Here is a 25,803-nt window from a genome sequence, read left to right as displayed (position 1 = left end):
GTGAAGAAGCGTTCGCGCACGAGGCCAACCTGGTTCTCGACCTGTCCCTTCTCCCATCCGGATGCGGGCGTGCAGGCAACGGGATGGACCAGATAGTGGCTGCACATCTGCAGGAAGCGGCGATTGTATTGTCGCTCCTTGCCGACGAACACCGCCTCGACCGCAGTCTTCATGTTATCGTAGATGCCGCGCGTGCAGGTGCCACGGAAGAAGGCGAAGGCCTTGTCATGGGCATCGAACACCATCTCCTGGCTCTCNCGCATATAGGCTCGGGCGAACATCATCCGGCTGTGGCAGAGCCGGACGTGCGCGACCTTCACGGTCGTNGTCACCCCGTTGACCAGAATGATCTCGTGGCTCCAGTCGAACTGGTAGGCTTCGCCTGGCGCGTAATAGAGGGGCACATAGGCTTCCGCTGTCACGGNTCCCCGGTTCTTCGCCCAGGTCTTGGCATATCGGCGGATCGCGTCATAACTGCCATCGTAGCCGAGTGCCCGAACCTCCTCGTAAATCCGGATCAGCGTTAGCCGTTCACGCGACGGCTTGCCCTCATTCGCTGTCAGAAACCGCTCGATCTCGGCCTTCCACGCTCCGATCCTTGGCAGCGGTTGCCGCTCTCGTTCATAGGTAAAATCGGTCTCGTCGGAACGCAGAATCTTGCGAACCGTGTTGCGCGACACGTGGAGTTCCCGGACAATCTTCTTCACCGACCAGCCCTGCACATGGAAGGCCCGTCGAACACGCGCAATCGTATCCACTCGCTTCAACTCCCGCTCCATCCGCCGCCAAAAGCCGGATGGTCAGATGGAATCTGAGGGGGGTCAAAATTGGACGCCGATTACCCCGCCAAGGGGGTCAAATTTGCACGCCGGAACACAGGCTTAATCCGGGAATGTGGTCGGCAGCCCTTGATCTCAGGCTGCCAGATGACGTTGCGAACCTGCTGAGCGCCAACACCGGTATCGCGCACAATCAGCTCGCCGCGATGACGTTGTCGCATGACTTGCCAAGGCAACTCCTGCTGCCGCTACGCAACGACGGCCGTCAATGGGCATCGACCTGGCTGCAGTTCTGCTGCCGCTGTCTGGCCGAAGATGCACAGCCGTACTTTCGGCGGCGATGGCGGCTGGCGACTCGGGTTTCCTGCACAGAGCATGGCTGCCGGTTGCGTGACCGATGTCCGTCCTGCCACGGCCGCATTGCGGTCTTTGACCAAGGCGAACTGGTGCCGCAACATTATTGTGTCGCGTGCGGCTACGACTTGCGCCGCGCACCCATTCCCTACCTCAGTCCTGAGACGAGAACGCTCGACCGATGCATTGATAATATCTGCAGCGTGGAAGCAATCGCCCACGCCCCGTCTGGTCCTGTGTTTGTCCGCCGTCTTTTGGGCATGCCCAGTGTCGGCGGCTACTACTCGACGATGATCCTCACAAGTCTGTCGACAGCGGCACGGGCGTACTGCGCCGACCGTCTCAGTCGCCCCGATGAATGGCTGGTGGACGATGCTACGGATGACGAAAAGGACTGCAAAGAGCGACGTCTGCGACGTCTGATTCCGCCGACGAGTGATCACCGCGCCTGGATCGAGCTGCTTGCGAACGCTCTCGGGCGAAGAAGAGGACGGCCGGTTGCCTCGGAGGGCAACGAACCGGACATCAAGCTTCCAGACCCGCTCGGCGCCTATGCCAGAATGAACCCAGGTCCCGGCCGTCGCGAGGTGCAGGAGTTGATTGGAACGTAAACTATAGTCAGTCCTCCAGGACGTCGCCGTCACGCTCAGCCGTCGCGGTTTCGTCGAGCGCCTGTCGACTGAGCAGCCCGTCGTCCTCCATCCGCTCCAGATCGGGCAGATCGCGCAGCTTCTCCAGTCCGAACGCCGACAGGAAATGCCTGGTGGTCACATAGGTGTAGGGCGCGCCGGGTGTCGGGCTGCGCGGGCCTGAGCCGAGGAAGCCGGCGTCGCGCAGGCTGGCGATCGTGTCGCGGCTCACCTCCTTGCCGAACAATGTTGGACAACGCGGCGCGGATTGCGGGCGCATAAGCCGGACGGCTTCGATGCTGCCAGCCGCCGGCGACCGCGACGATGTCATAGGGACGCGACCGCAGTTCCTCGCGCAAGTCGTCGATCAAAAGCTCGACGCTGCAGTTTCGGCCGACCACACGCGCCAAAATCTCGCGGGTGACCGGTTCCGCGGCGGCAGAAATCACGGCCTCGACGCGCAGCATCCATTCGCGCCAACGTAAGTCCGGCGGCAAATCCTCAAGCTCGCGATCGATGAGGACATTGTCCTCCGACCTCGTCTTGCGCCCCACTCTCTCTGCCTTTGCCGCGTTCGATCCGGCCATGATCACAATCCAAAAATCCGGAACGAGGTCCGGCCGGAAAGTTCGCGCACCGCGCCAAAATTTTGCAGCCGCTCGAACAGCCGCGTCGCCGCCCAGCGGGAAAGATGACTGCCGGGAGCTGAGGCCGGCACGGCATCCCGCTCCAGCAGTTTTTCGATGACGACGCTCGCGCCCTTCGTCCGCAGTTTTGGCGCCATCGCACCGATCCTTTCCTGCAAACGGATCCGCCGAAACCTTGCCGGAGAGCGTGGCCGTCTGTGCGGCAGTGTAGCTCCCAGTCACCGAAGCTGGTCGCGCCTAATGGGAGCCGGAGCTGCGGAACGCCTTCCTGAGTGTATCGGATGGGTGCTCACCGAAGGTGCTGTAATAGTATCTGGCGAAATGCCCGAGATTGCTGAACCCGCAGGCGTAGGCGACCGACGTTACACTCGTTGTCGGGCTCGGGCTCGCCAGCATCGCCTTGGCATTGCGTATGCGAACCTGCTTGACAAAGGTCATCGGAGAGACACCGCGGCTTTTTTTGAAAGAATAAAAGAGACTTCGCACGCTTGCGTTTGCAACCAGAGCCATTGCCTCGATGGTCAGCGGCTGACCCCAGTTCTGCTCGATATATTCCTCCACCCTGCGCACTTGCCAGGGTGCCGGTGAGAGCGGCTGTTCGTTGAGCAGGTGACTATAATTATGGCGGTTGCTGCAAAGGAAGGCGACGAGGAGCGCTTGTTCAAGCTCGGCCAGGACGAGCGGCGGAAGCGAAGCGTCTTCACGGTCGAGCTCTCCGATGACAAACTCCAGCAGACGGAACTGGGCCGCCGCAGCCTGGGAATCCGGTGCGATGTCGGTCACGATCGTCAACGGCGGATCGACTGGGCGGCCGATTAACGCGCTGAGCTTCTTGATTAATGCTTGCGGCTTGATCCTCACGATCAAATGCTCGAAGTCCGGTGAGTACCTAAGCCGCACCTCGGCGCCCACGCCTGCTACCAAACCACGACGGCGGGAGACGATTGTCTCTGAGCCGTCGACGACAAAACTGCCATCGCCTCGAAGTGGAAAGCCTTGAAGATAAAAATCCCCATGCGAAAGGGATGCCTCAATCGAAGAACCGTATCGAGCAAAGCTCAGCCCGACATCGTGCAGTTCGTAGTGATTGAGATGTCCGTCGAAATCCTGCTGCGCTCCACGGCCTATATCGAGTGATCGGACAGAGAACAGACCCGATAGACGCTGGCGAAGCTCGCCAACATCGCGGGTTCGGACGGCCGAAAATCGGCCCAGTGGATCTTTCCGGACGTGGGGCATGGCACAGCCTCTCACAACAGCAATTCGGCGCTGCAGTTTTGGGCCGAATTCTGCACTGGCAGAGTAGCGCAACATTGCGACTTCGGGAACAATGCTTCGGGATGTTTTGCGCAACATCCCAAGGACTTGTTTTGTTTGAGATCGTCTCCACGTTTGGCGACAATATTCTGGCATTCCGACATCGCGGGCCGGTGACGGATTCCGAATTCGTTGCCATTGCGGACATGGTTGCCGACCTTCCCAGACGTGGCGACGTGCTGCTTTTGTTGGACTGGGTCGGTATCAAAGATTGGGCGTTTTCCGCTCCCGGAGGCGATGCATTGCTCGCTTGGCGCAGGGCTGCCAAAACAATTCGGCGCATTGCGATCGTTCACGATCCTCGTCTGAATCGCCCGGCAGCCTGGCTCGGCGCTGTTATGCGCCAGGAAGGTGTCATTGTCCGATCCTGGCGTCCGCAGCATGCGGCCCTAGCGGCAACCTGGCTTCAAACGGATGTATCTTAAACCGGTGCGCTTGCCTTTATGGTTAACCGCCAAGCCATTCACACGATTTTTGCGTTCTCGGGCCGAGCATTGCACTCCATGAGTAGCTCCAGCGGGGGAGCGGCATGCAAGGTGTGCATCGAACGTACCTGCGTTGGACGGGTCCGGCGCAGGTCGACGAAATTTTCAACGCGTCGAAGGAGGAGCGCGCCATGAGCAAGGAGATCCCAGCAGGTACCACCGAACAGAAACATCAAACTGAATCGGGATTGAGGCGTCGCGATCTGCTGCTGAGCGGCACCTCGCTGCTTGTCGCTTCAGCGCTATCTTCCGGCGTATTAGCCTCCCTGACTAAGCCGGCCAACGCCCAGGCTGCCACCAAGCCTCCAAACATCCTCATCCTGTGGGGCGACGACGTCGGCTATTGGAACATCAGCGCCTACAACCAGGGCATGATGGGCTACAAGACGCCCAATATCGACCGGATTGCCGCCGAGGGCGGACTGTTCACCGACTATTATGGCCAGCAGAGCTGCACGGCCGGTCGAGCGGCGTTTATTACCGGTCAGTCGCCATACCGGACCGGATTGTTGAAGGTCGGCTTGCCAGGGGCCAAGGAGGGAATGCAGGCGGAAGATCCTACACTCGCCGACCTGCTCAAGCCGCTCGGCTACATGACCGGCCAGTTCGGTAAGAACCACCTCGGTGACCTCGACGAACATCTTCCGACCGCCCACGGCTTTGACGAATTCTTCGGCTCCCTTTACCACCTCAATGCCTCAGACGAACCTGAGAATCCCGACTACCCGAAAGACCCCGAGTTCAACAAGAAGTTTGGACCGCGCGGCGTGCTCCACACCTATGCCGACGGCCGCATCGAGGACACCGGACCGCTCACGAAAAAGCGGATGGAGACGATCGATCAGGAGGTCACCGATGCCGCGATCGATTTCCTGAAGCGCGCCAAGGAACAGGACAAACCCTTCTTCCTCTGGTGGAACTCGACCCGCATGCACATCTGGACACGGCTCAAGGCCGAGAGCCAGGGAAAGACCGGCCTCGGAATATATCCGGACGGGATGGTGGAGCACGACGCCCATGTTGGCGAGATGCTCAAGGCGCTGGACGATCTCGGCCTGTCGGAAAACACGATCGTCATGTACTCAACCGACAACGGCGCTGAGAAGTTCACATGGCCGGACGGTGGCCAGTCACCATTCCGCGGTGAAAAGAACACCAACTGGGAAGGCGGCTACCGCGTCCCGAGTATGGTGCGCTGGCCGGGTGTGATCAACCCCGGCACAATCTATAACGACGTCGTAGCGCATGAAGATTGGATCCCCACGCTCGTGGCCGCGGCCGGCGATCCCGAGATCAAGGAGAAGCTGCTCAAGGGTCACACGGCCGGGGCGAAGACCTTCAAGGTGCACCTCGACGGCTACAACATCACCGACTACCTCTCTGGGAAAGGAGAGGATCCGCGCAAGGAATTCATCTATTTCGTTGACGATGGTTCGCTTGTCGGCCTTCGTTATCAGCAGTGGAAGGTCGTCTTTGCCGAACAACGCGAAGAGGGCCTCAATGTCTGGCAAGAGCCTTTTGTACCACTGCGCCTACCCAAGCTCTTCAATCTTCGCTCCGATCCATTCGAGACGGCCGACCATGAGGGCATGGACTATGAACGCTGGCGTGTGGAGCACCTCTTCGTGGTGGTACCGGCGCAGGCCTATGTCGCCAAGTTCTTGGAAACGTTCAAGGAGTTCCCACCCAGACAGAAGCCCGGAAGTTTCTCGATCGATCAGGTGATGGAAAATATGCAGCGTGCAGCGGCGGGGGGCGGCAACTAGCGCAGCTTCCTGCGTCGTAGGCGGCGGCCGGCCCATAGCCCAACCAGCAGGGCCGGTCGCCTCTTATCTTAAGATGGAGAGGTCTCATGAAATCGTTCCCCCGCATTTTTGCGCTTCTGATCCCAATCTGGGTCAGCATTGCGGCCTTGGCGTTTCCGGCAGCGGCGCAGACTGATCCGCTGCCATCATGGAACGACGGCGCATCGAAGCAGGCGATCCTCGACTTCGTTGCACGGGTGACGGCAGAAGGCGGGCCGGACTATGTCGCGCCGGCAGAGCGCATCGCCACATTCGATAACGACGGCACCCTTTGGGCTGAACAGCCTCTCTATTTCCAGGTTTTGTTCGCCATTGACCGCGCGAAGGCGCTGGCACCGCAGCATCCGGAATGGACGGACAAGGAACCGTTTGCCTCGCTTCTGAAGGGGGATATCAAGGGGGCCCTTGCAGGTGGCGAGCATGCGATTGTCGAATTGGTTGCGGCAACGCACTCTGACATGACCACCGAAGAGTTCAACAAGATCGTCAAGGACTGGCTTGCTACGGCGCGGCACCCGAAAACCCAGCGTCAATATACCGAAATGGCCTATCAGCCGATGCTCGAACTGCTCGCGTTCCTTCGATCGAGTGGCTTCAAGACATTCATCGTCACGGGCGGCGGTATCGAATTTGTCCGCGCCTTTGCGGAGGACACTTACGGAGTTCCGCCTGAGCAGGTGGTCGGCAGTGCGGGCAAGACCCAATTCGAGCTCCGCGACGGCAAGCCGGTGCTGATGAAGGAGCCGGGGGTCGATTTTATCGACGACAAGGCCGGCAAGCCCGTCGGCATCCAGAGACATATCGGCCGCCGACCGATCGCTGCCTTCGGCAACTCGGACGGCGACCTCCAGATGCTGCAATGGACCTGCACAGGGTCCGGCCTCCGCTTCTGTCTCTATGTTCACCACACCGATGGCGAGCGCGAATGGACCTATGATCGCCAGTCAAACATTGGTCGGCTTGACGAGGGGCTGAACCAGGCCGCCGCCGACGGCTGGACGGTCGTCGATATGAAGAAGGATTGGAAAAGGGTATTCGGTTTTGAAAAATAACGCGATCATCGATCCAACGAGTTGGTTCTTCGAAAGCACGCGAATCTTGCCCCCTGCCGGCAGGTCGCAAAAGCTGAGCAATGAGTAGCGTAAGGAGAACCGAAACGCGCGTCTCGAACCGAACGGCAGCTCCTCAGTCGCCCGGCACACCGCCGTTTGCCCGCATGGTCTGGATTCCTGGCGGAGTGTTTCTGATGGGCTCGGATAGGGCTTATCCGGAGGAGGCCCCGGCGCACCGGGTGCAAGTCGACGGCTTCTGGATGGATCGCTTCACCGTCACGAACCTTGACTTCGAGCGCTTTGTTTCGGCGACAGGCTACGTGACGCTCGCTGAGAAACCGGCCGACCCAGCGGACTATCCGGGCGCCAAGCCAGAGATGCTGGCGCCCTCTTCGATCATGTTCAAAAGGCCTTCAGCGCCCGTCGATATGCGCGACCACTACAACTGGTGGGTCTATGTCCGCGGCGCCAACTGGCGCCATCCACGTGGTTCGGCGAGTTCAATCAGGAAGCTTGGCGACCACCCCGTCGTGCACGTGGCCTACGACGATGTCGTAGCTTATGCCAAATGGGCAGGCAAGGAACTGCCGAGCGAAGCGGAATGGGAGTTTGCCGCTCGGGGCGGCCTTGACGGCGCCGAATACGTCTGGGGCGACGAGTTCACTCCAGGAGGCAATCACATGGCCAATACCTGGCAAGGAGACTTCCCGTACCGGAACACCTTGGCAGACGGCTTCGAATATACCGCGCCGGTCGGCTCGTTCCCGGCCAACGGCTATGGACTATACGACATGGCAGGCAATGTCTGGCAATGGACGACCGACTGGTACCAGGATCACGGCCGGATCGAGAGCCCCTGCTGCACCGCAGCCAACCCGCGCGGTGGCGAGCGCGAGGGGAGCTATGACCAGCTTCAGCCGAACGTGAGGATCCCGCGCAAGGTCACCAAGGGCGGCTCGCATCTTTGCGCGCCCAACTACTGCCGACGTTACCGGCCCGCGGCACGGATGGCGCAGCCCATCGATACCTCCATCTCGCATCTTGGATTTCGTTGCATCGTGCGGCCGGAGAGCGGAGAGTGATGGTGGCCAACGTGCAATCCGCATTCAGAATTCAGAGAGTGCCGGCTGCTGGTCGGCATCGGTACTGATGATGTGCGGCAACGTCCGGCTCGGGTCACGATTTGCCGCAGAGCCGTCGCATGGAAGGGCTGATCCGGGTCGGCCGCGGTTGCCGGAAGGAGCCTATCGTGGGATTTTACCCATTCCGCAAACGACCGCTTGAGCGGCGGACGATCGAAGCGGAAAAGCGGCGCTGTTTTTGCCCTCGTTCCTGTCGTAGAGGGTGGTTGCGCCGCTCGCCACCCGTTTACGACTTGCCTAAGGACGCAATCAATCTCCAAGGGAACACGCAGTCTTTCGCCTCCTGACTTTGCTACCGTATATCTGTGCCCCTTTAATGTTCAGGGGCGTATATGGCAACCGAGCGCATCCGCACTGAGCATACGCTGTTTCGGCATGACTTTGTTCTCTTAACCTGCGTACCGATCATAGAAAAATATCAACGTCTCTCGACTGGGAAATCCCGCAAAACTATCAGCACATGCTTACACGATGTATTTTGACGTGTAGTCTGCGGCAATGCTCTGATGACGGGATAGCGCGTGTCGTATGGGAGGGGACATTCATTGGGATACTGGGACGTCTTGCTGGCATCTGCCGATAACCTGCGCCTGTTCAATCCAGTCAAGGGCTGGGTTCAGTTCGCCGATCAAGTCGACGGCGATGGCAAGACTATCAGCTTCGGCGCGAACCGCGATATTGATCTCGCTTTGAGCGTGGCGATGAACGCCTCGAACCTGATGGTCCTGACCGGGGCCGGCGCATCATTCTGTGCAAAAAATCCCGCACAGGGCGCACCCACTGCGCCCGGCATGAGTGACCTCTGGACCGCCGTCGAAGCCGCCGCCACGAAGGAGACCTTCCAGGAAGTCATTGATCTCATTCCCAAGGCCAAAGCGACCGACACCAACATCGAAAAACTGCTGACTCAATGCAAAATCTACGTCGAGCTCTTCAACAATGAGAGCAGTAAGAAAATTCAAACCTTCATTGAAACCGCCGAAAAGGCGATCTCCAAGCGCGTCAGCTTCGTCAGCAACGATACGGACATCAAGGCGCACGGCGCGATCATCCGCAAGATCGCACGACGCGGCGTCCGTAAACCGCGCGCAAAGTTTTTCACGACCAATTACGATCTGTGCTTTGAATACGCGGCACGGGCGCAGCGTTTCACCATCATTGATGGCTTTTCCCATGCGATGCCGCAAATCTACGATCGCGGCCATTTCTCGCACGACATCGTCCGCCGCGAGAATGCCAAGGAGGGGCCTGATTATATCGAGAACGTCTTCCATCTCTACAAACTACACGGCTCTATCGACTGGAAGCGTCGCGGTGCCGACATTGTGCGGGCGGAGGGTTCTGAGCCGCCGCTACTGATCTTTCCGCGCGACAGCAAATACCAGGAAGCGTTCGAGCCGCCCTATCTCGACATGATGGGCGCGTTTCAAAGCTCGCTGCGCGAACCCGATACCGCCCTCATTGTCTCCGGCTTCGGCTTCAATGATGACCACCTGAGCAAGCCAGTGATGGCCGCGCTGGAGGCCAATATGAGCCTCAAGCTGATCGTGTGTGATGTGGCCTTTCTCAGAGACGATGTCTTGGAGAAAGGCGATCATACGGTCGCCGTGGAAAGCCCGGTGCGGGAGCATGTCAGCGGCTATTTCGAAAGGTTCAAACACCTGGCGCGGATTGGCGACCAGCGTATCACGCTGCTCAGCGGCCGCTTTGAGGACTTGGCCCTCGCCATACCCGATCTCGTCGCCCAGACCGAACGCGAACGCCATCTTGACCGTATGCAAGCCGCGCGGGGCTTCGGCGATGGGGTACAGTCGTGATCAAACACAGCCTGGTTGATCCGGATCGCTACGTCGGCACGATTTCTGTCGTGACTGCGTCAACGGTGCAAGTGAACTTGCCTTACGCCACCGCCCGGCCGGAGCGCCGTGCCCTTGCGCGCGGCGCCGTCGGCGACTTCGTGTTCGTGGACTGCGAGCTGGTCAAGCTCCTTGGAAGATTGGTCGAAGTCAAACTACCCGACGCAGAGCGACTGACTGTCGAGCCGACTCTGGGCACGCAGCCCGAACCTCACCCGGTCGGCAGGGTGCAACTGCTGGCCTCGGTAGATCAGCGACAGAACAAACTCATGCGCGGCATCCGCCACCATCCTCGCGTCGGCGATGCTGTCTACTTGGCTGATCCATCCATGTTCGGCGAACTGATTGCAAATTCACTGGTGGCGAGCGGCGCGAGCGCCCTCGACATCGGCACGCTCGATGCGGGCAGCGGCGTGCATTTGCGCCTGCCGCCTGAAAAGCTCTTCGGCCGCCACTGCGGCGTATTCGGCGCGACGGGCGGCGGCAAGAGCTGGACCTTAGCCACCATCCTCCAGCAGATCAAAGCCGCTGGCGGTAAATGTATTCTCTTCGATCCCACCGGTGAATTTGCAGAGATCCCCGCCATATCGGCGCACTATGCCTTCGACAACGAAGAAGCCGGCAGCCAGCAGGTCCATTTCCCCTACCAGTTCATGACGGAAGACGACCTGTTCGCCCTGTTTCGCCCATCGGGACAAAGCCAGGGGCCTAAACTCCGCGAAGCGATCAAGAGTCTGAAGCTTGTCAAGAAAAGTGGGGGACAGCTTGAAGGCGTGGCGATCTATGAAAAGAAGCTGCTCACGAAAAGGCAAAAGGACCGCCGCCCGTTTCTGAAAGCTTTGGAACTTCACAGCGACGTCATTCACAGCCCGCTTTGCCAGTTCGACATCGAAAATCTTCCCGATCAGGTGCAGCAGGAATGCGTTCAGCCGACGAATTGGGACAACCCGAGCCACTGGGGTAACGTCCATGAACAAGCAGTAGGCTACTGCGAAAGCCTGATCGCGCGCATGCGCACGTTAATCCATTCCCCTGAGCTTGAATGCCTATTCGGCAAGGGCGGACAGTCCTTGGTCGCGGTTCTGGAATCGTTTTTCGCCTCAGAAGACCGGGATATCCTCCGCATTTCATTTAAAAACGTCCGGTTCGAGCACAACTCGCGCGAAATCCTTATGAATGTCATCGGGCGCTTTCTCTTGGCCCGCGCCCGGCAGAACACCTTTCGCGACAAGCCGATGATCACGCTGCTGGATGAGGCCCATCAATTCCTGGGGCGAACCATTGGCGACGAATATGCCAGCGTGAAACTTGAAGCGTTTGGGCTTATCGCCAAAGAAGGGCGCAAATACGGACTGACCACGATCCTTGCCACACAGCGCCCCCGCGATATTCCGGCCGATGTTCTCAGCCAACTTGGCACACTGGTTGTGCATCGCCTGACCAACGAAGAAGATCGCAGTGCGGTCGAGAAAGCCTGCGGCGATCTTGATCGCAACGCCGCTCTGTTTATCCCGACTCTAGCGCCTGGCGAAGCCATAATCGTCGGGCCAGACCTTCCCGCGCCGGTGCCTGTTTTGATTCACGAGCCCCCGTCGCCGCCCGATTCCAAAGGCCCAAAATACACGTCGTACTGGGCCAGTCGTCAGCCCAAGGCGGACTAAGAGCGATGGGGTGAAAGCATGCTTACAAATCTCAATCACCCAAAGAAGATGCGGAAGACCGCGCCTGCTGTCCAGGAAGCGAATCATCTCAACACGCCCACTCGGCCTAGGCGAAATGCCGCAGAGCGAACATTTACCAATGAGATCAAAAAGCAAAGTGATGCTACCTAAGGCCGATAATCTTCCATTGCACGCAACCGTCCTTCATGTAAATTATCTATACTGAATATTGGGGGAAGTCTTGCCATCAACAACAATTATTTGGAATCCCGACGACTGGGAGATATTTGCGCTTGGCCTCCTGAATTGTCGGCATGGCGTGTTAAACGTTCACAAGGTGCCCGCCAAAGATCAGGGCGACCTTGGTATCGACTATTACTGCAACAAGGATAGCGTCGCATATCAGTGTTACGCGGTAGAAGAGCCGATCGGAGTCGCTGAACGCGCGAAGAAGCAAAAAGATAAGATCACCAGGGATCTGGGTAAGCTCCAAAAAAACAACGTTATTGTATCGAAACTCTTCCTCGGCGCGCCGATAAAGAGATGGGTCTTGCTCAGCCCATTACACGATAGCAAGGACGTCAACATACACTGCGCGAACAAGACGACAGAGCTCCGATCGAAAGCACTGCCTTACCTCGACACTGACTTTGAGGTCCTTATTCATGATCAAGCATTTTTCGGCGCTGACGCCCTAACGCTGAATGCGGCGCAACTATCGTTGATCAAACTCAGCATTCCGAATCCGACAAATCCGCAGATTAGCTCTTGGGAGAAGGAGGAGGGGTCACAAGATTTGCTGTCAACGGCTCGCACGAAGCTCGCGAAGCGTACAACTCCTCAAAAGCTTGAAGATGCGGTTGCGGACGCTACTCGTTATCATCTGCAGGGCGCGGCGCTTATGAGTGCACTTCGTTCTCAGGCACCAGAGTTACATGACAATCTTGCCACGGTGATTGCTAGCCGGAGGCGCCATTTAGAGTTTGCCGGCCCCACTGCGGTTTCGGCCAGTGGCATCCTGAACGACGAGATTATGAACCTGAAGGGAGCAATCAAGGGTGCGGCGCCAAACCTATCGCCCGAGAACGTCGATCAGCTCGTGTTTGGAACCGTCTCAGAATGGATAATGCAATGCCCATTGGATTTCCCAGATGTCCCGTGAAAGCCCTTTCTTAGACATCCTTAATACATCCAAGTTCACGTTCACCGTCCGCCCAGAGCCTGTCGCCGGCGACTTGCGGATGGCCTGGGGGATGGCGATACTACTCCTAAGTGTATTTTACAGTCGAGGGAAAAAGGCGAGTTTTCAGAAACTCCAATTTCTCGCTCATAATGTGCGACTCGAGGAGGGTCGAGAGGAGGCACTAGGATTGATCGCGGGACGGTATCGACCACTCGACGTATCCGTAAGGGTCGAGCCTTGGCTGAACCGCGCGGTAGCGCTGAGCCATTCGATGGGCCTCGTTAGCGTTAACAAAGGTTCGGTGGTTGTTCTGACGGACGAAGGTCGCAAAGCAGCTGAGGCAGTCGCCAAAGATAGCGGCGTGCTTGACGCCGAGAAAGCCTTCCTTTCCGAGGTGGCGCCCAAACTAACTGATGGATTTATGAAAACGGTCTGGCGTCCGGAGAACCTTGTATGACTTTTAAACTGAGACGCCTCAGGCTTCGTGCGCTCACAGAGCGGGGCTGGTACGGAGTTGAACTCGGTTTCACCGACGGGCTAAATGTTCTTTGGGCCGACAACACCATGGGTAAATCAACCTGCCTTCAAGGGATGATTTACGTTCTTGGTTTGGAACGAATGCTGAGCCCTCGCCGAGAGATCCCTCTTCCACACGCGATGACAAGCCATCTTGTGACAGATACTGGCGAGAGCGTGCGAGTCGTTGAATCTGACGTGATGCTTGAACTGGAAAACTCAGTCGGCACAATAGCGACGGTCCATCGCCCGGTCGTCTCAAAACTCGACGACCGCCTGATAACAGTAAATTTCGGCCCTGGTCTGTCTGAACCTGAAGGCCAGTATCGGACCCAGCAGTTCTTCGTGCGAGACCCGGGTGCTGCTCAACGTGAGGACGGTTTTCATCATTTCCTCGAGAATTTTCTTGGCTGGGAGCTTCCTGTCGTTCGAGGCTACGAGAAAGAAGACGTCAAGCTCTATCTCGAAACCGTGTTCCCGCTGTTCTGGGTGGAGCAAAAGTCTGGGTGGTCCTCCATCCCCGCAGCCATCCCGACATATTTCCGCATTCGAGAAGTCCACAAACGAGCAGTGGAGTTCATCGCGGGGCTTGAGGCCTATGAGATCGAGCGCAAACGTGAACAGCTAAATCAACGCATCAGCGTTCTTACCAGCAGATGGGAAACAAATTGGCATGACCTCAGCCAGCTGCTGAACAGATCTGCGTCACGCATTGAGGCACTTGGTACGAAGCCAATCGTTGATTTGAATGCGATCGCGAAAGCGTTCGTGTCAGTGGCAACACGAGGTGGCTGGACGCCACTTGATGAGCATCTTAGATCGCTGAAGTCCGAACTCGACACTATTTCCCAAGCCGAAGTGCCGGTCGTGTCCGACAATGTCCCCGCCATAGAAGCCAAACTCGCCGAGGTGATCGCCCACGCGGAGAGCCTCAATGTCCAGCGCCTTTCATTAAACGGCGTGAGGCAGGTAAAATTAGCAGACGTTGACGCCCTGACACGGCGTATCCAGACTCTGCGAGAAGATCTTCAAAAAAACCAGGATGTTCAAAAGCTACAGCGCTTTTCAGGCGTTCAATGGTCACTTAGCCCTGACCGGTGCCCCACCTGCGAACAAGGCTTGCAGGACACTCTACTTTCGCAAAATGCGCTAGCATCGATCATGCCAATCGAAGATAATATCTCATACATCAAATCTGAAATCAGAATGTTTGAAGACATACTTCGGCGCGAAGAAGAGGAAAATCGAGAGCGTGAAGGATTACTCTCACAACTAAATCGAGATCTCAGCGAAGCGTACACGGCAATAAGAACACTAAGAGCTGATTTAGTAGCGCCGGCGACGAGCGTTTCGGCTTCAGCGATTGAAGAGCGAATTCTAATTGAACGGAAGATTCGAGATTTTTCCGAACTGCGGTCTTTCTTTGACGATGCGGTGAGCAGTTTCAGCACCCTGTCTGAGCAGTATACGACGCTTCTTCAACAGAGAAGCGCGCTTCCTGACGACGAGCTGTCCGACAGCGATAAGGCAAAGCTCAACCGTCTGTCTGAATTGCTACGTGCACAGGCGCGGCAGTTTGGATTTAAAACCTTTCAACCCGACGATCTTGCTATCTCCCAGGATACGTATCGTCCCGAAGTTGAGGGTTTTGAGATCGGTTTTGAGACATCCGCAAGCGACGCAATAAGATTGAAATGGGCGTATCAGCTTGGGCTGCTCGAACTCGCCGCTTCTTACAGCACGAACCATCCAGGTGTTTTGGTCTTCGACGAACCGCGTCAACAATCATCTTCGAAGGTCAGCTTCGAGCAGCTTTTGCGACGAGCAGCGACATCGAAGGCTCGTGGACAACAAGTGATTTTCTCCACGAGTGAGGATTTGTCGATCCTAGAACCGATAATAGGCGAGATTGACTGCACCAAGATCATTCTTAGAGGGCACGTCCTACAACCAATTTCGACAGGTGATTGACGCGAACCTGCCATGACGCCGGCAGGAGCCGAAGATGAACAACTTCTCTGTCGAGCGAGGTCGACGAGCGGCAGACGAGATTGACCTAGGATGACAGCTCTCAGCTTTTACGCGGCTCTCCTTGACCAGATGGATCTGGCCCTCGAACATCTCGACAAGGGCGGCGTTCATGATGCCCGGTTTGCGTTGATGCTGACCGACAATGCGGTAGAGCTAGCAATCCATAGGCTCGCTACAGAAAAGCACGCTCACCTCAAGAGCTGGCACCATTTAGAGGAGGCGTACCCCCATAAGCTGGAGTTGGCCGAGGCTGTCGGACAATCCTTCGACGCGAAGCTAAAGTTTGCACGTATCGAGAAGATGGTCACAGAGGAACAGGCGCGGACAGTTGCAATAATGCATGAGTTCCGAAACGAGCTGTACCATGTCGGCCTCCAGCACGAAGCCATACTGCCAGCCATTGCTAATTTCTACTTCTCGGTAGCCTGCGACATTCTGAAAGCGTTTCCCGGGCGTGGTCTTTACTACGGCAATAAGATGGTAATCCCGGAACGCGCGAAGAAGTATTTCAACAGCAGCAGACTCAATCCGGCCGAACTAGGTGACTTTGAGAAGGCGTGCGCAACGCTGAAGGATCGGTGCCATTTTGATAGAGGCAAGACGATCGGTGCGCTCGCGGACCATATGGATTTTATCATCACTGAGAACAATGTTTACCTCGATGTCATCTCAACTGGCGTGTTTCCTAAGGGGAAGGGGATCACGCGAGATCAGGCGACAATCAATTGCCAGACATGGCGGCTGGCCTTCTCGCCTGTGGGTCACAAGTTCGCAAGCGAGAATGGCTTTTCCGGCAGATCTATCCATGACCTTGTTGATTGGCTCGCCGCCAACTACCGCCTGACGATCAAGAAGGATCCCGTTCCAGGATGGAAGCGGCGGGTTCAGCGCTTGCGCTCCAAGGCCAACACACATCTGGCCGTCGCCACCTATGTCGACTTCCTGAGAGACACCTTGCAATTCCGCGAGGATCTCGCGGAGAGTTGCGCAGCCGCCGAGGCTGAAACTGACCGTCAAATTGACGAAATTCGTGCGCGCCGTCGAAAGGATTGATCCTCCTATGCTGAGATTCACGGACCCACAAGAGCCAACGATCGCTGATCGATGTATCCGACCACTTTGTTTCGCCGCCCTTGGGGACGAACACTATGGTCTGGATGGGTTCGAGCTCACGCTGCAGGATGGCGCGGTTGCTCGCCGTTTGCTGTTTGGACTTCAGGGTAGTGCCGTTCTCTTCCAGTACCGAGGGCGACATTTCGCCGTCTTCACACGCCACCAAATAGCAACGATCGCGGGTGAAACAGCAGCGGCTTTTAAGGACCGCTTGGACTATCTGGTAGTGCTGATGGACGATGGCACCGACAGCACCAATATTCCGTTCAACACATACCTATTCTCGCCTGGTTCCACAGAGGATGAAAGTGACTATGTGATCGGTGTGGTCGAGTATGAGATGCTACCATCATACTCAGGACATCAGTTCTTCCCCGTCGAACGTCGCCACATCGGTCGCGCTGGTGATTTAGTTTTAGCCTCAGGCTTGCCAAGCCATCTCCAGCGAATGGTGATGGAGAATGGCGGGATGCGGATCCATCCGATCTGCAAGTCGGGACACCTAGAGTCCCGCAGTAACTGCGGCGTGTTGCGATATCCTGAGGACTTAGAGCCTTTGGATGGCATGAGTGGTGGAGCGGTCTTCGTTACTCGATTAGCGGGTGATGGTCATTCCTTCGAGATCTTCTTGGATGGAATTATCCAGCGGGGCGGAGGAGGTTACGTTCGCTATCTCGGTCTCGAAATCATTTTGGACCGGGTAGATGATTACATCTCTCGCCTTCGAAATGTGGCCGCGGCAGACGATGCCTGAGACCTTCGACACGGTCCGAGAGTGAAACGACGGACGTGGTGCCGATTCCGATGAAGCCGCCCCTTTGTTCCGAGATGATTGCGCCCCCGGTTTCCGGGATGATCTCGCCCCCTGTTTAGCGGGGTCTGCAGGCGATGATTGTTGTCATTTCATTCAGGCGAAGTGTCAAGCTTTGCGCGGCAGATTTCGGCGTAGACTGTCGCCGCTCAATTCGATGCGATGGGCGTTATGAACGAGGCGATCCAAGATCGCATCGGCGTAAGTTGGATCTCCTATGACGCTATGCCATGCCGACACAGGAAGCTGACTGGTGATGATCGTGGATCGACGGCCATAGCGATCTTCGAGGATTTCGAGGAAGTCGTGGCGGGCCTGTTCGTTGAGCGGTTCGAGCCCCCAATCATCCAGTACCAGGAGCTGAACATGGCCCAAGGTCCGTTGCAGCCGGGCATACCTGCCGTCACCACGAGCGAGCGCAAGCTGAGCAAACAGCCTTGGGACACGCTGATAGAGGACTGAGCGATCGTCTCGGCAAGCCTTGTGGCCGAGAGCGCAAGCCAACCAACTCTTTCCGACGCCCGAGGGTCCGCAAATGGCCAGATTGTCGTGGGCATTGATCCAGTCGCCACCGAGCAGCTTCATGAAGAGAGCGCGATCAAGACCGCGTTCGCTGCGATAATCGACATCTTCCGGGATGGCCTGGTGGCGAAGCTTGGCAAACCTGAGGCGTGCCGCAAGCTTCCGATCGTAACGGGAGCTCCATTCCCGTTCGAGCAGCAGTCCGAGCCATTCGGCGTGCGAGAGATGTTCGGCTTCGCCGTTGGCAACGAGTTCGCTAAAGGCTTTTGCCATGCCGGCCAGGCCCAGGGCATTCAATTTGTCCAGTGTTGGATGAGCAAGCATCTTTCGTTCTCCTTAGTGGTAATAGCGGGGTCCGCGGATGTTGGCGTGATGGATCGGTTCATGCGACGCCGCAGCATTTGAGGCAGCCGTTCGGTCAAGGTGATTGTCGAGGATGGAGCGCACCGAGCCATAGGTCCTTGCCCCGATCTCCAACGCGCGGCTGCAGGCGGCATTGACCCTGTCGCGGCCAAAGCTCTTGTTGAGGCGGATGATGCCGAGACAGGCTCGAAAGCCCTGCTCGGGATGCGGCCTGTCGGCAAGAATGCGCTCGCACAACAGCGCAACATCCGGCCCCATCGCAGAGGCTTCGCGTTGAATCCGTTCGATCGTCCAGTCGGCAAAGCGGCGATGCGCCGACGGCATATGATCGCGGATCGTCGTATGTTTGCCATTGCCGCTGGAGCGGCGATGAGCGGCAATTCGCTCGCCTTTGTGGAATATCTCGATCGTATTGGCGGTGATGCGAGCCTCGACCTGCTCACGGGCGAAGCGATAGGGGACAGAATAGTAATGCCGCTCGATCTCGACGTGATAGTCCAACCCCGCACGCCGGATACGCCATTCCGCAAAAACATAGCGCTCCACCGGCAATGGTCGCAAAGCCGGCCGGTCGAGCTCGTCGAATAATTGGCGGCGGGTAACGCCGACACGGCGCAGGACGCGCTTGTCGTTGAGATCATGAAGCAAGTCGGCAATCGCCGCATTGACATCCGCCAGGCTATAGAAGATGCGATGGCGAAGGCGACCCAGCAGCCATCGCTCGACGATACGAACCGCAGCTTCCACTTTCGCCTTGTCGCGGGGACGTCTCGGTCGCGTCGGCAGGACGGCGCTCCCGTAGTGGCCCGCCATCGCACAATACGTCCGGTTGACCTGGGGATCGAAGTGACACGCCTTGATGATCGCCACCTTGGCATTGTCGGGAACCAGCAAGGCTGGCGCTCCGCCAAAAAACTCCAGCGCCTGGATATGGCATTCAATCCAGTCAGGAAGCGTCTCGCTCCAGCGCGCATGAGCGTATGACAGGCTCGACGCGCCCATAACCGCCACGAACAGGTGGGCCTGTCTCGTCTTGCCGGACAGCCGATCAACGATGACGGTGACCGTGTCGCCGGCGTAGTCGACGAACAGCTTGTCGCCGGCCGCATGATCCTGCCGCATCGTCACCGGCAGCTTCAGCGCCCAGCCGCGATAGAGGTCACAGTAGCGACTGTAGCGATATCCATCAGGATGTCGGCTGATGTATTCGTCCCAGAGGATCTGCAACGTCACATGCTTGCGCTTCAGCTCGCGATGGACTTGCGCCCAGTCCGGCTCAGGGGCGCGACGGTGCCCCGTCTTTGTCCCGGCCACTTTGTAAAGCGCCGCTTCCAGAACTGCGTCGCTGACGTTGTCGCCCAGAGGCCACGTCAGCCCAGCAACCGCCGCACGCCGAAGCGTCTCGCGCACCGTTGAGGGCGCAGCCCCAACCCGCACCGCAATCGACTTGTGGCCAAGTCCTTGCTCGAAGCGATATCTCAATATCTCGCGGACACGCCGCATCTCCAGTCTCTCCGCAGGCATCCCGTTCCTTCCTCGTCACAGTCGAAGGAAGAAACTTCACACCAGCAGAACACCCACGCCAGATGCCTTCCAAAGGGGGCGGCATCATCTCGGAATCAGGGGGCGACTAATTCTCGGAACCGGGGGGCGAGATCATTTCGGAATCGGGGGGCGGATTGCCTCGGAATTTGCAGACGTGGTCCGCGTATTGAGATTCTGGGAGAATACGAAGAGCAATGACGCTGGAAAAACTATCGTCCCCGCAATCCGGAACGCTGGGCGAGCTGCTGACCGTAGCAAAGCTGAACACACTTGGACTGGCCGCCTATATAAGCCCCGAAGGCGCACCTGGGCACGATGTCATTGTTGTCGTCGGTGGGCAGCCGAAATCGATCGAGGTGAAGACGCGGCAGTTCCTGCGCCGGCCGACTGAGATCACCCGCTGGCCTGTAGAGATGCACAAGAAAGGCGACGCGGACTTCTTCATCTTCATCGAACTCGATCTGAGGACGATGGCACCAACGTTCTACGTCCTGACGAACGAGCAGGCTCGCGCAGTCCACAGGAACTATGAGGGCGGAGGAAATTGCTATCCTCCAGAAGTTCGAAAGCAGATCCGGCCCAACGACTTCTCCGTGTTGGGGTCCAGCATCGCGGTTCTTGAAAGCTAAGCGCATGAGCGAGACAACAAAGAGCCGTAGCCTGCAGATCAGTCCGAAGTACACGGTCGCGTTCTGGCGCGGCCTCGAACTGGATCCCGACAATGCGAAACAGGAGGAGTGGCTGAAAGCAGTCGATGTTCTAAGGGATCGCATACAGGGCCGATTTATCAAGCCAGCGCAGACCCTGATCGATGTCGATAAATCTAACCACCAGCAAACATATGGCTTTGCGATCCTCGCCCTGGATTGCCTCGTTCTCGAAACAATTCAAGGTTTCCGTGAGGGCGTGACCAACCACACACGTCAAAGCGGTCGGCTGTTTAGAGAGTTCCTGAGCAACTGGCAGCCATTTATCAATTGTCTCGGCGCTGGCATGGTGGCGACGAAGAAGGCTGACGAGTTCTATAGCCAAGGGCGATGCGCACTCCATCCCAGCGGGGCGACCGAAAAGATGACGGTCGGGGTCAGCGGCCCAATAATGCGCTTCGATAGTGGTCAGATCACTGTGAACCGCACACTATTCCACACAGAATTGGAAGCGGAGTTTGATCGATATCTGGCAACCTTGGCCGACCCGCACTCTGTAGATCTTCGAAAGAAGTTTCTCCTAAAAATGAACACCATATGTGGACTATAATAGCTGCGACGGCATCCGGTCCGTCGCACCTGCCAACTTTGGAACCCAAGCCATTACCGTCGTAGCATTCTCATAGACCAATATATCACCGGACGGTCTTTGCCGAAGCCCCAAATGAGAGTAAGGATAAGGTGCCGGAACACCAGGCCTGACGTCCGAGCAGGGCTCTAGTAGCCGTTCGCAACGAGGCTCTCATACTCCGAGACAAAGTCCTTTCTCAGATAAAAGCTGAGATATGCGTCCTTTAAGGTCTCGAAATACGCCTCCTTGTCCTGAAAAGCATTCCGCACCATCAAAGGCGCGGCCGGCCCTTCGTCACTATGATAGTCGTTGTACTTTACGATATCAGCAAAGCTGAAGCCAAGCTGCTGCAGATCGCGATAAATCGCAGCCCTGCTGTCGGACTTTTCAGCGGGAGATGGATCGCGGGAGTCCTCTGCAGGTAAGAAAATTCCGTCGAGATCTTGCGAGAGCTGCTTGTAGCTGAGGTAGGTTTCCACTTCTCTGCGATCAGTCAAGGAACTGCTTCGGAGCTTAGAAGCCGCGTCAACAAAATCCTTGTAGATTGCAAAATAAGCGAGGCTGACACCTGATCGGAGAGCGAACGCAACTGTTTCCTTGGCGCTCTCGGCGCTATCATATTGCCCACCGAGGATGAAGTACCCTTTCGACCTAATTCCTGCGGCTTTGAGACGTAAGATAAGCGCACATATATCGTCATTACTGAGTGCCGTCGAAGTCTTGTTCGCTTTCAGCTTCTTCCGCTGCGTCTCATTGCCATGTTCGATCCCGAAGGCCAACATGCTACAGCCTGACCAAACAAGTTGACCGATAAAATCGGGAACCTGCTTCTCATATTCGACGAAATCCTCAAAGCGGAAGATGCCCCGCCATCCGAAGCCACAGGGCGCGCCTTCACGAATCTTGACCAAACCCGCAAGGAATTCCTTCGCCCATTTAAGATCGTGCAAAACGGCAAGCTCGCTGTCAGCAGGTCGAGCTGCGATCTGGGGGAGAAGATTGTCGTCGATGAACTGGATACGCAGGTCGCGATGCTCTTGTGCCAATGCCAGCAGTTCACTCAATACAGATCCGGTGGAGCGCCTTCTTTCGCCCCCGCTTAGACTTCTGCGCTCGGTGCAAAAAGTGCACTTCCACTCGCAGCCTCGCGACATGACGACATGCGCTTCTTTATGGGTGCGGTTTTTCTTGCGGGTGGGGGCTGGCTCGTAAGCGCCATCGGGACCTCGGAAGACGCGCCTGTCGAGTATCGCAATCGGTTCCCAGTTATCCGGCAAAGCGTTCTCGATCGATCTAGGATAAAAGTGCCATTTCCCGCAGTGTGTGTCTAAGAGTCGTTGATTCTTTGGATTTGCGATCACGTCCGCGATTTCCGGCCACGCGCCTGCACTCCCCGTCAGAGCCACCAGATCAACGAAATTCTGCTCCGCATTTCCCCTGACGACGAAATCCCAGTCAGCTTGACCTGCTCCTAAAACCGAAGTCTGCCAGACGCCCAGATTTGCGGCCGGTCCGCCTATGGCAATCATGACATCGGGGGATCGAGCTTTGATGTCCGCGACGATTTGCTGAGTGGACTTTACTGTACTCAAAACCACATTGAATCCCACCCAATCGAACTCGCCCGCGCGATCCGCCAACTCTTCGGTCAGTGATGGAAAGCGGTGACAGTCGGCAATCTCGACAAAATGTCCGGCACGACTGAGCGCGCTCGCGATGAGACCGAGGCCCAACGGAGGCGTGGTAGTGCGAGATGCATTTTTTCGTTCGGCGCTACCAGCGATCTCGATCGGCGGTAGCACGAGCAAGACTCGCCTCAGGTCTGCTGCTGCGGCTTTTCGAACATCTTCGACTTCCGGGTGGAGGCGCGCTCGAGGTGTGTCTGTCGTCCGATAAAAACTAGCTCCCAGCAGTTCTCGCGACCTCGGAAAATCATTCAAGGTGAAAGGCGTGGAGCCGCCGCGCCAACCTTGCATAACCTCCTCGTGATAGAGCCTAATGAACTCGCGCTGAAGCCAGGGATGGGATCCATCGTAGCGGACAGCCGAGTCGATAATCTCGCCCAAACGCGTTGTCAGCTTCTTACCGGCTGCGAGCGGTCGGCTCTTATACGTAGCCTCGACACGTGAGCGAAACGAGCGCGAGAACGCTACATCCAGGCATGCCCAGCGAATCGTTTCGTCTTCATCGGTAGAGAACGCCTCAAGTACGCGAAGCGCTTTGTCGACCGGCAGGGCACCCAGCATTGCCGCGACCGGGAAGCGCTTGTCGCCTCGCCAACGTCGAGGGATTGAACCGGTTCCGAGCGACTCCCTGATGAAGTCCAGCGTGAAATCAGGGGAGTAGTTCCCTTGGAGGACGCTCTCGCTTGCTAGCCACAGGAACGTAGCAACGTGCTGAGGTTCCACTTCCGCAAAATTTAGCTGCTGAGCCTGAAAAGCGGTTATGACGGCAGCGAACCGAGGCAACTGGCTGTAGTAATCGCTCTGTCCCAACACGTCTAACAAAACTGAATGCTTCAGGCACAATCGGGCAAGTCGTGTCTGAAAATCGTCATCCGCCAGTCCCATGCGAATGACCTCATCGATTTTTGTGGTCACCTCATAGTCGTGGGACTGGAAATCGTTGGCAAATCTGCAGAGGTAGAAAAAGAATTCCCGTAGCAGGAAACCATCGCTGGAAATCTGCCGCCAAACATTTGGCCTGACGAGATTGATAAAGTCGTTGATCGATCCCGATACGCTCGACGCGGCCGCCAGGAAACGCCACATGACATCCAGTTCCCCCGAGCTGCGCAGGGAGAAGGTCACGGCACCTTGACTTTCCAACATTGTATCAAGCGTCAGCGACAACTGGTCCAGATATGCGAGAGCTTCAAGCCCGACTACTCCCTGTTCGATCTTTCCCCGAGCACTGAGAATGTTGAGGGCGGTACAGACGCGCTCCCATTCGGCATAGACTAAACCGTTCGCGACGATCTCCTCCGCCTGGCGTATCAGCCCGTCTTCAGTCTCAGGATCTTGCAGGGTAATCTTGGCGACTGCCTGTCTTTCCTGCCATGCCACTGATGTCGCAAGTGGCCAATCGCACGCGCTCGCAAACGCTTTCGCGCAGGCTGACCATGTATAATGCGCCCTCAAGAACGATGCGAGTTCCATGGCACCATGCTTGCGTCGACTATAGTTCCCAGTGAGGCCAAGAATCGCTTTGCTCATTGTCTCAGCATCGACGGCCTTTTCGCCCGTGAGGGAAATTTCAACCACCCCCTCGCTGCTAACACCGACATTCCCGCCCCAAACGTTAGACTTCAAGAACTGAAAGAGGCCGGAATGGCTGGAACAGATCAGTGGTACGCCGAGACTGAGAGCTTCCCACCCGGAAAGCCCAAAGCCCTCGTGCCAAGATGGCATCAAGGCGAAATGAGAACTCGCGAGTGTCTTGAATAGACGTCCCGTGTCACCTGTGTAGGAAACCGGATCTAGTGAGATATGCTCGCCATACTCAGAGAGGTTTGCTGGCTCTGCTGTTTCGGGGCCAGCTCCAAACAAAGTTAGGCAACCTCTGTTTAGAAAACGGCTATCCCTGCCCTGATGGACCTCTTTCGCCTTTCGATAAGCAGTGGCGACCGCCGAAATTGCTAGCTGCGCATTCTTAACCCTGTCGTCCTGCTGGCCGAGACGGCCGCTCATAAAGATCTGCCACGCCGGTTCGTTATTTTCAATGGCGGGCTCTATCGGTGGCACACCGGGGATGAGCATGCTCACCCGCTTTTTGCCATCTGCGCCGTAGGAGCTCTCTGCGAGAAGTGGCCCAACCGCTAGGACGAGGTCCGCACGATCAGCCAGTTCAGTCTGCCGAGCTTCCTTCTCCCCTCGCTCTTCCGGGGAAAGTCCTTTTTGCAGGTCGTACTGCTTATAATGCATATGCTTGATGACAGCAGATCGGACCGTCGGAAGGTTGAGCCCCCTAAGATGGCCAACGGTGTCGATTGCCAAAAAACCTGTATGCACGTCATGTCCGACGACGATGACGTCGTTCTGTAAGTTGTTCGAAGCTGCGAGTGCAGCGTAGATATGGTTCGCGATGGCCTCCGGGGACCCGAGTTCTTCTCCCGTTTCGACGATAACCTGATCCTCGACCGAACTTGCCCTCGGCCCCTTCACGAGACAGTAGCACAACCCTGTCGAGCCCAGCTCCACGGCGACGGCCTTGGCAAGGTCCTGATTGAAAACGTTGATACCGCCGTGTGCGCGTCCCCAGTTCGTGGCAAGAAAAAATGCAGAGTAACTCATCGTGTACCGCCGGCACCTGAACGATCATCGGATTCGCTTTCGATCGTGATTACCACAACCTGACTCGTACGAAAATCCATTTGGCAACCGAGTTTAGGCCAGAAGAAGAACCGGCTCATCGCGGAAATTGTGAGTATTTGTCCTCGGGTTGATTAGGGGGCCTGCCTTTTTTCTGCGCTCGAGTGCATCGACAGAATTTAGCTTCATGTGGTTTTCCGAAGGCGCGGCGGAGTGGATCGAGGAGGTGCTGGACGTAGTGTCGGACATGCGGCAGTGCCAATCCTGCTGAGCACCAAGGCGTGCGCTGCGCCGTATGCGCCGTCCACGCCCCATTGATTTTTCGGTTTCCGCTACTGGGTAGTGCTGGCTGAGGGCTTGATGTGAGCTCACCGGGTAGTATCTGACGAGCTTATTGTTAGGCT

The 25,803-nt window shown here is 57.1% G+C and carries 19 protein-coding genes and 2 pseudogenes; 14 read left to right on the top strand and 7 right to left on the bottom strand.

Features of this window, described 5'->3' with window-relative positions; all coding sequences use genetic code 11:
• Nucleotides 1-767 (bottom strand): IS21 family transposase (istA, locus tag A3AY_RS0120880; protein WP_154663317.1); only part of this gene is annotated, 767 nt, incomplete at its 3' end.
• A 125-nt stretch (nucleotides 768-892) separates the two neighbouring features.
• On the opposite strand from istA (A3AY_RS0120880), the gene A3AY_RS35725 reads away from it, so the two are divergent.
• Nucleotides 893-1,744 carry a TniQ family protein gene (locus A3AY_RS35725; protein WP_018327622.1) on the top strand — a complete coding sequence of 284 codons (852 nt, stop codon included), beginning with the start codon at nucleotides 893-895 and terminating at the stop codon, nucleotides 1,742-1,744.
• Between the two features lie 7 nt (nucleotides 1,745-1,751).
• Here A3AY_RS35725 and scpB read toward each other — a convergent pair.
• The 3 genes and pseudogenes from scpB to A3AY_RS35715 form a co-directional block, all read right to left on the bottom strand.
• A pseudogene (gene scpB, locus A3AY_RS35720) lies at nucleotides 1,752-2,349 on the bottom strand (SMC-Scp complex subunit ScpB).
• 2 nt (nucleotides 2,350-2,351) lie between these two features.
• A pseudogene (locus tag A3AY_RS0120865) lies at nucleotides 2,352-2,552 on the bottom strand (DUF1403 family protein); the annotation flags it as partial.
• Nucleotides 2,553-2,646: 94 nt separating this feature from the next.
• Nucleotides 2,647-3,765, bottom strand: coding sequence for an AraC family transcriptional regulator (locus A3AY_RS35715; RefSeq protein WP_162709262.1), 1,119 nt, complete (start codon nucleotides 3,763-3,765; stop codon nucleotides 2,647-2,649).
• 14 nt (nucleotides 3,766-3,779) lie between these two features.
• Between A3AY_RS35715 and A3AY_RS0120855 the strand changes: the two genes are divergently transcribed.
• The 11 genes from A3AY_RS0120855 to A3AY_RS0120805 all read left to right on the top strand — a co-directional run bounded on the left by A3AY_RS0120855 (nucleotide 3,780) and on the right by A3AY_RS0120805 (nucleotide 17,324).
• Entirely contained in the window at nucleotides 3,780-4,151 is a 372-nt protein-coding gene (locus A3AY_RS0120855; RefSeq protein WP_154663316.1) for a SpoIIAA family protein, read from the top strand.
• 191 nt (nucleotides 4,152-4,342) lie between these two features.
• Nucleotides 4,343-5,977, top strand: coding sequence for an arylsulfatase (locus tag A3AY_RS0120850; RefSeq protein ID WP_112864800.1), 1,635 nt, complete (start codon nucleotides 4,343-4,345; stop codon nucleotides 5,975-5,977).
• 86 nt (nucleotides 5,978-6,063) lie between these two features.
• Nucleotides 6,064-7,068, top strand: coding sequence for an HAD family hydrolase (locus A3AY_RS0120845; RefSeq protein ID WP_018327614.1), 1,005 nt, complete (start codon nucleotides 6,064-6,066; stop codon nucleotides 7,066-7,068).
• A 164-nt stretch (nucleotides 7,069-7,232) separates the two neighbouring features.
• Complete coding sequence (locus tag A3AY_RS0120840; protein WP_051108384.1) at nucleotides 7,233-8,150, top strand: formylglycine-generating enzyme family protein; 918 nt, start codon at nucleotides 7,233-7,235, stop codon at nucleotides 8,148-8,150.
• 605 nt (nucleotides 8,151-8,755) lie between these two features.
• Nucleotides 8,756-10,027, top strand: coding sequence for an SIR2 family protein (locus A3AY_RS0120835; protein ID WP_018327612.1), 1,272 nt, complete (start codon nucleotides 8,756-8,758; stop codon nucleotides 10,025-10,027).
• Nucleotides 10,024-11,727, top strand: coding sequence for an ATP-binding protein (locus tag A3AY_RS0120830; RefSeq protein ID WP_018327611.1), 1,704 nt, complete (start codon nucleotides 10,024-10,026; stop codon nucleotides 11,725-11,727). The genes A3AY_RS0120835 and A3AY_RS0120830 overlap by 4 nt, the downstream gene beginning before the upstream one ends.
• Nucleotides 11,728-11,968: 241 nt before the next feature.
• The gene (locus A3AY_RS0120825) at nucleotides 11,969-12,889 is read left to right on the top strand and encodes a hypothetical protein (RefSeq protein ID WP_112864798.1); all 921 of its coding nucleotides are present in this window, start codon (nucleotides 11,969-11,971) and stop codon (nucleotides 12,887-12,889) included.
• Nucleotides 12,879-13,367 (top strand): helix-turn-helix domain-containing protein, encoded by a 489-nt coding sequence (locus A3AY_RS0120820; RefSeq protein WP_018327609.1) that lies wholly within the window; start codon nucleotides 12,879-12,881, stop codon nucleotides 13,365-13,367. Before A3AY_RS0120825 ends, A3AY_RS0120820 begins: the two co-directional genes overlap by 11 nt.
• Complete coding sequence (locus tag A3AY_RS0120815) at nucleotides 13,364-15,397, top strand: hypothetical protein (protein WP_018327608.1); 2,034 nt, start codon at nucleotides 13,364-13,366, stop codon at nucleotides 15,395-15,397. Before A3AY_RS0120820 ends, A3AY_RS0120815 begins: the two co-directional genes overlap by 4 nt.
• Nucleotides 15,398-15,487: 90 nt before the next feature.
• Nucleotides 15,488-16,510 carry a hypothetical protein gene (locus tag A3AY_RS0120810; protein WP_018327607.1) on the top strand — a complete coding sequence of 341 codons (1,023 nt, stop codon included), beginning with the start codon at nucleotides 15,488-15,490 and terminating at the stop codon, nucleotides 16,508-16,510.
• Between the two features lie 7 nt (nucleotides 16,511-16,517).
• Nucleotides 16,518-17,324 (top strand): hypothetical protein, encoded by an 807-nt coding sequence (locus tag A3AY_RS0120805; RefSeq protein ID WP_018327606.1) that lies wholly within the window; start codon nucleotides 16,518-16,520, stop codon nucleotides 17,322-17,324.
• Between the two features lie 165 nt (nucleotides 17,325-17,489).
• On the opposite strand, the gene istB is transcribed toward A3AY_RS0120805, so the two are convergent.
• Both istB and istA (A3AY_RS0120795) read right to left on the bottom strand, forming a co-directional pair.
• Complete coding sequence (istB, locus tag A3AY_RS0120800) at nucleotides 17,490-18,227, bottom strand: IS21-like element helper ATPase IstB (RefSeq protein WP_018327605.1); 738 nt, start codon at nucleotides 18,225-18,227, stop codon at nucleotides 17,490-17,492.
• A 12-nt stretch (nucleotides 18,228-18,239) separates the two neighbouring features.
• Complete coding sequence (istA, locus tag A3AY_RS0120795; RefSeq protein ID WP_018327604.1) at nucleotides 18,240-19,769, bottom strand: IS21 family transposase; 1,530 nt, start codon at nucleotides 19,767-19,769, stop codon at nucleotides 18,240-18,242.
• A gap of 236 nt (nucleotides 19,770-20,005) precedes the next feature.
• Between istA (A3AY_RS0120795) and A3AY_RS39795 the strand changes: the two genes are divergently transcribed.
• Entirely contained in the window at nucleotides 20,006-20,440 is a 435-nt protein-coding gene (locus A3AY_RS39795) for a protein NO VEIN domain-containing protein (RefSeq protein WP_018327603.1), read from the top strand.
• Nucleotides 20,441-20,444: 4 nt separating this feature from the next.
• Nucleotides 20,445-21,068 (top strand): hypothetical protein, encoded by a 624-nt coding sequence (locus tag A3AY_RS0120785; RefSeq protein WP_018327602.1) that lies wholly within the window; start codon nucleotides 20,445-20,447, stop codon nucleotides 21,066-21,068.
• Between the two features lie 167 nt (nucleotides 21,069-21,235).
• On the opposite strand, the gene A3AY_RS0120780 is transcribed toward A3AY_RS0120785, so the two are convergent.
• Nucleotides 21,236-25,381: a B12-binding domain-containing radical SAM protein gene (locus tag A3AY_RS0120780; RefSeq protein ID WP_018327601.1), complete on the bottom strand. Its 4,146-nt coding sequence runs from the start codon at nucleotides 25,379-25,381 to the stop codon at nucleotides 21,236-21,238.
• Between the last annotated feature and the right edge of the window lie 422 nt (nucleotides 25,382-25,803).

The organism is Rhizobium giardinii bv. giardinii H152, from assembly GCF_000379605.1.
Classification (GTDB): Bacteria; Pseudomonadota; Alphaproteobacteria; order Rhizobiales; family Rhizobiaceae; genus Pararhizobium; species Pararhizobium giardinii.
This window is presented reverse-complemented; position numbering and strand designations above follow the sequence as displayed.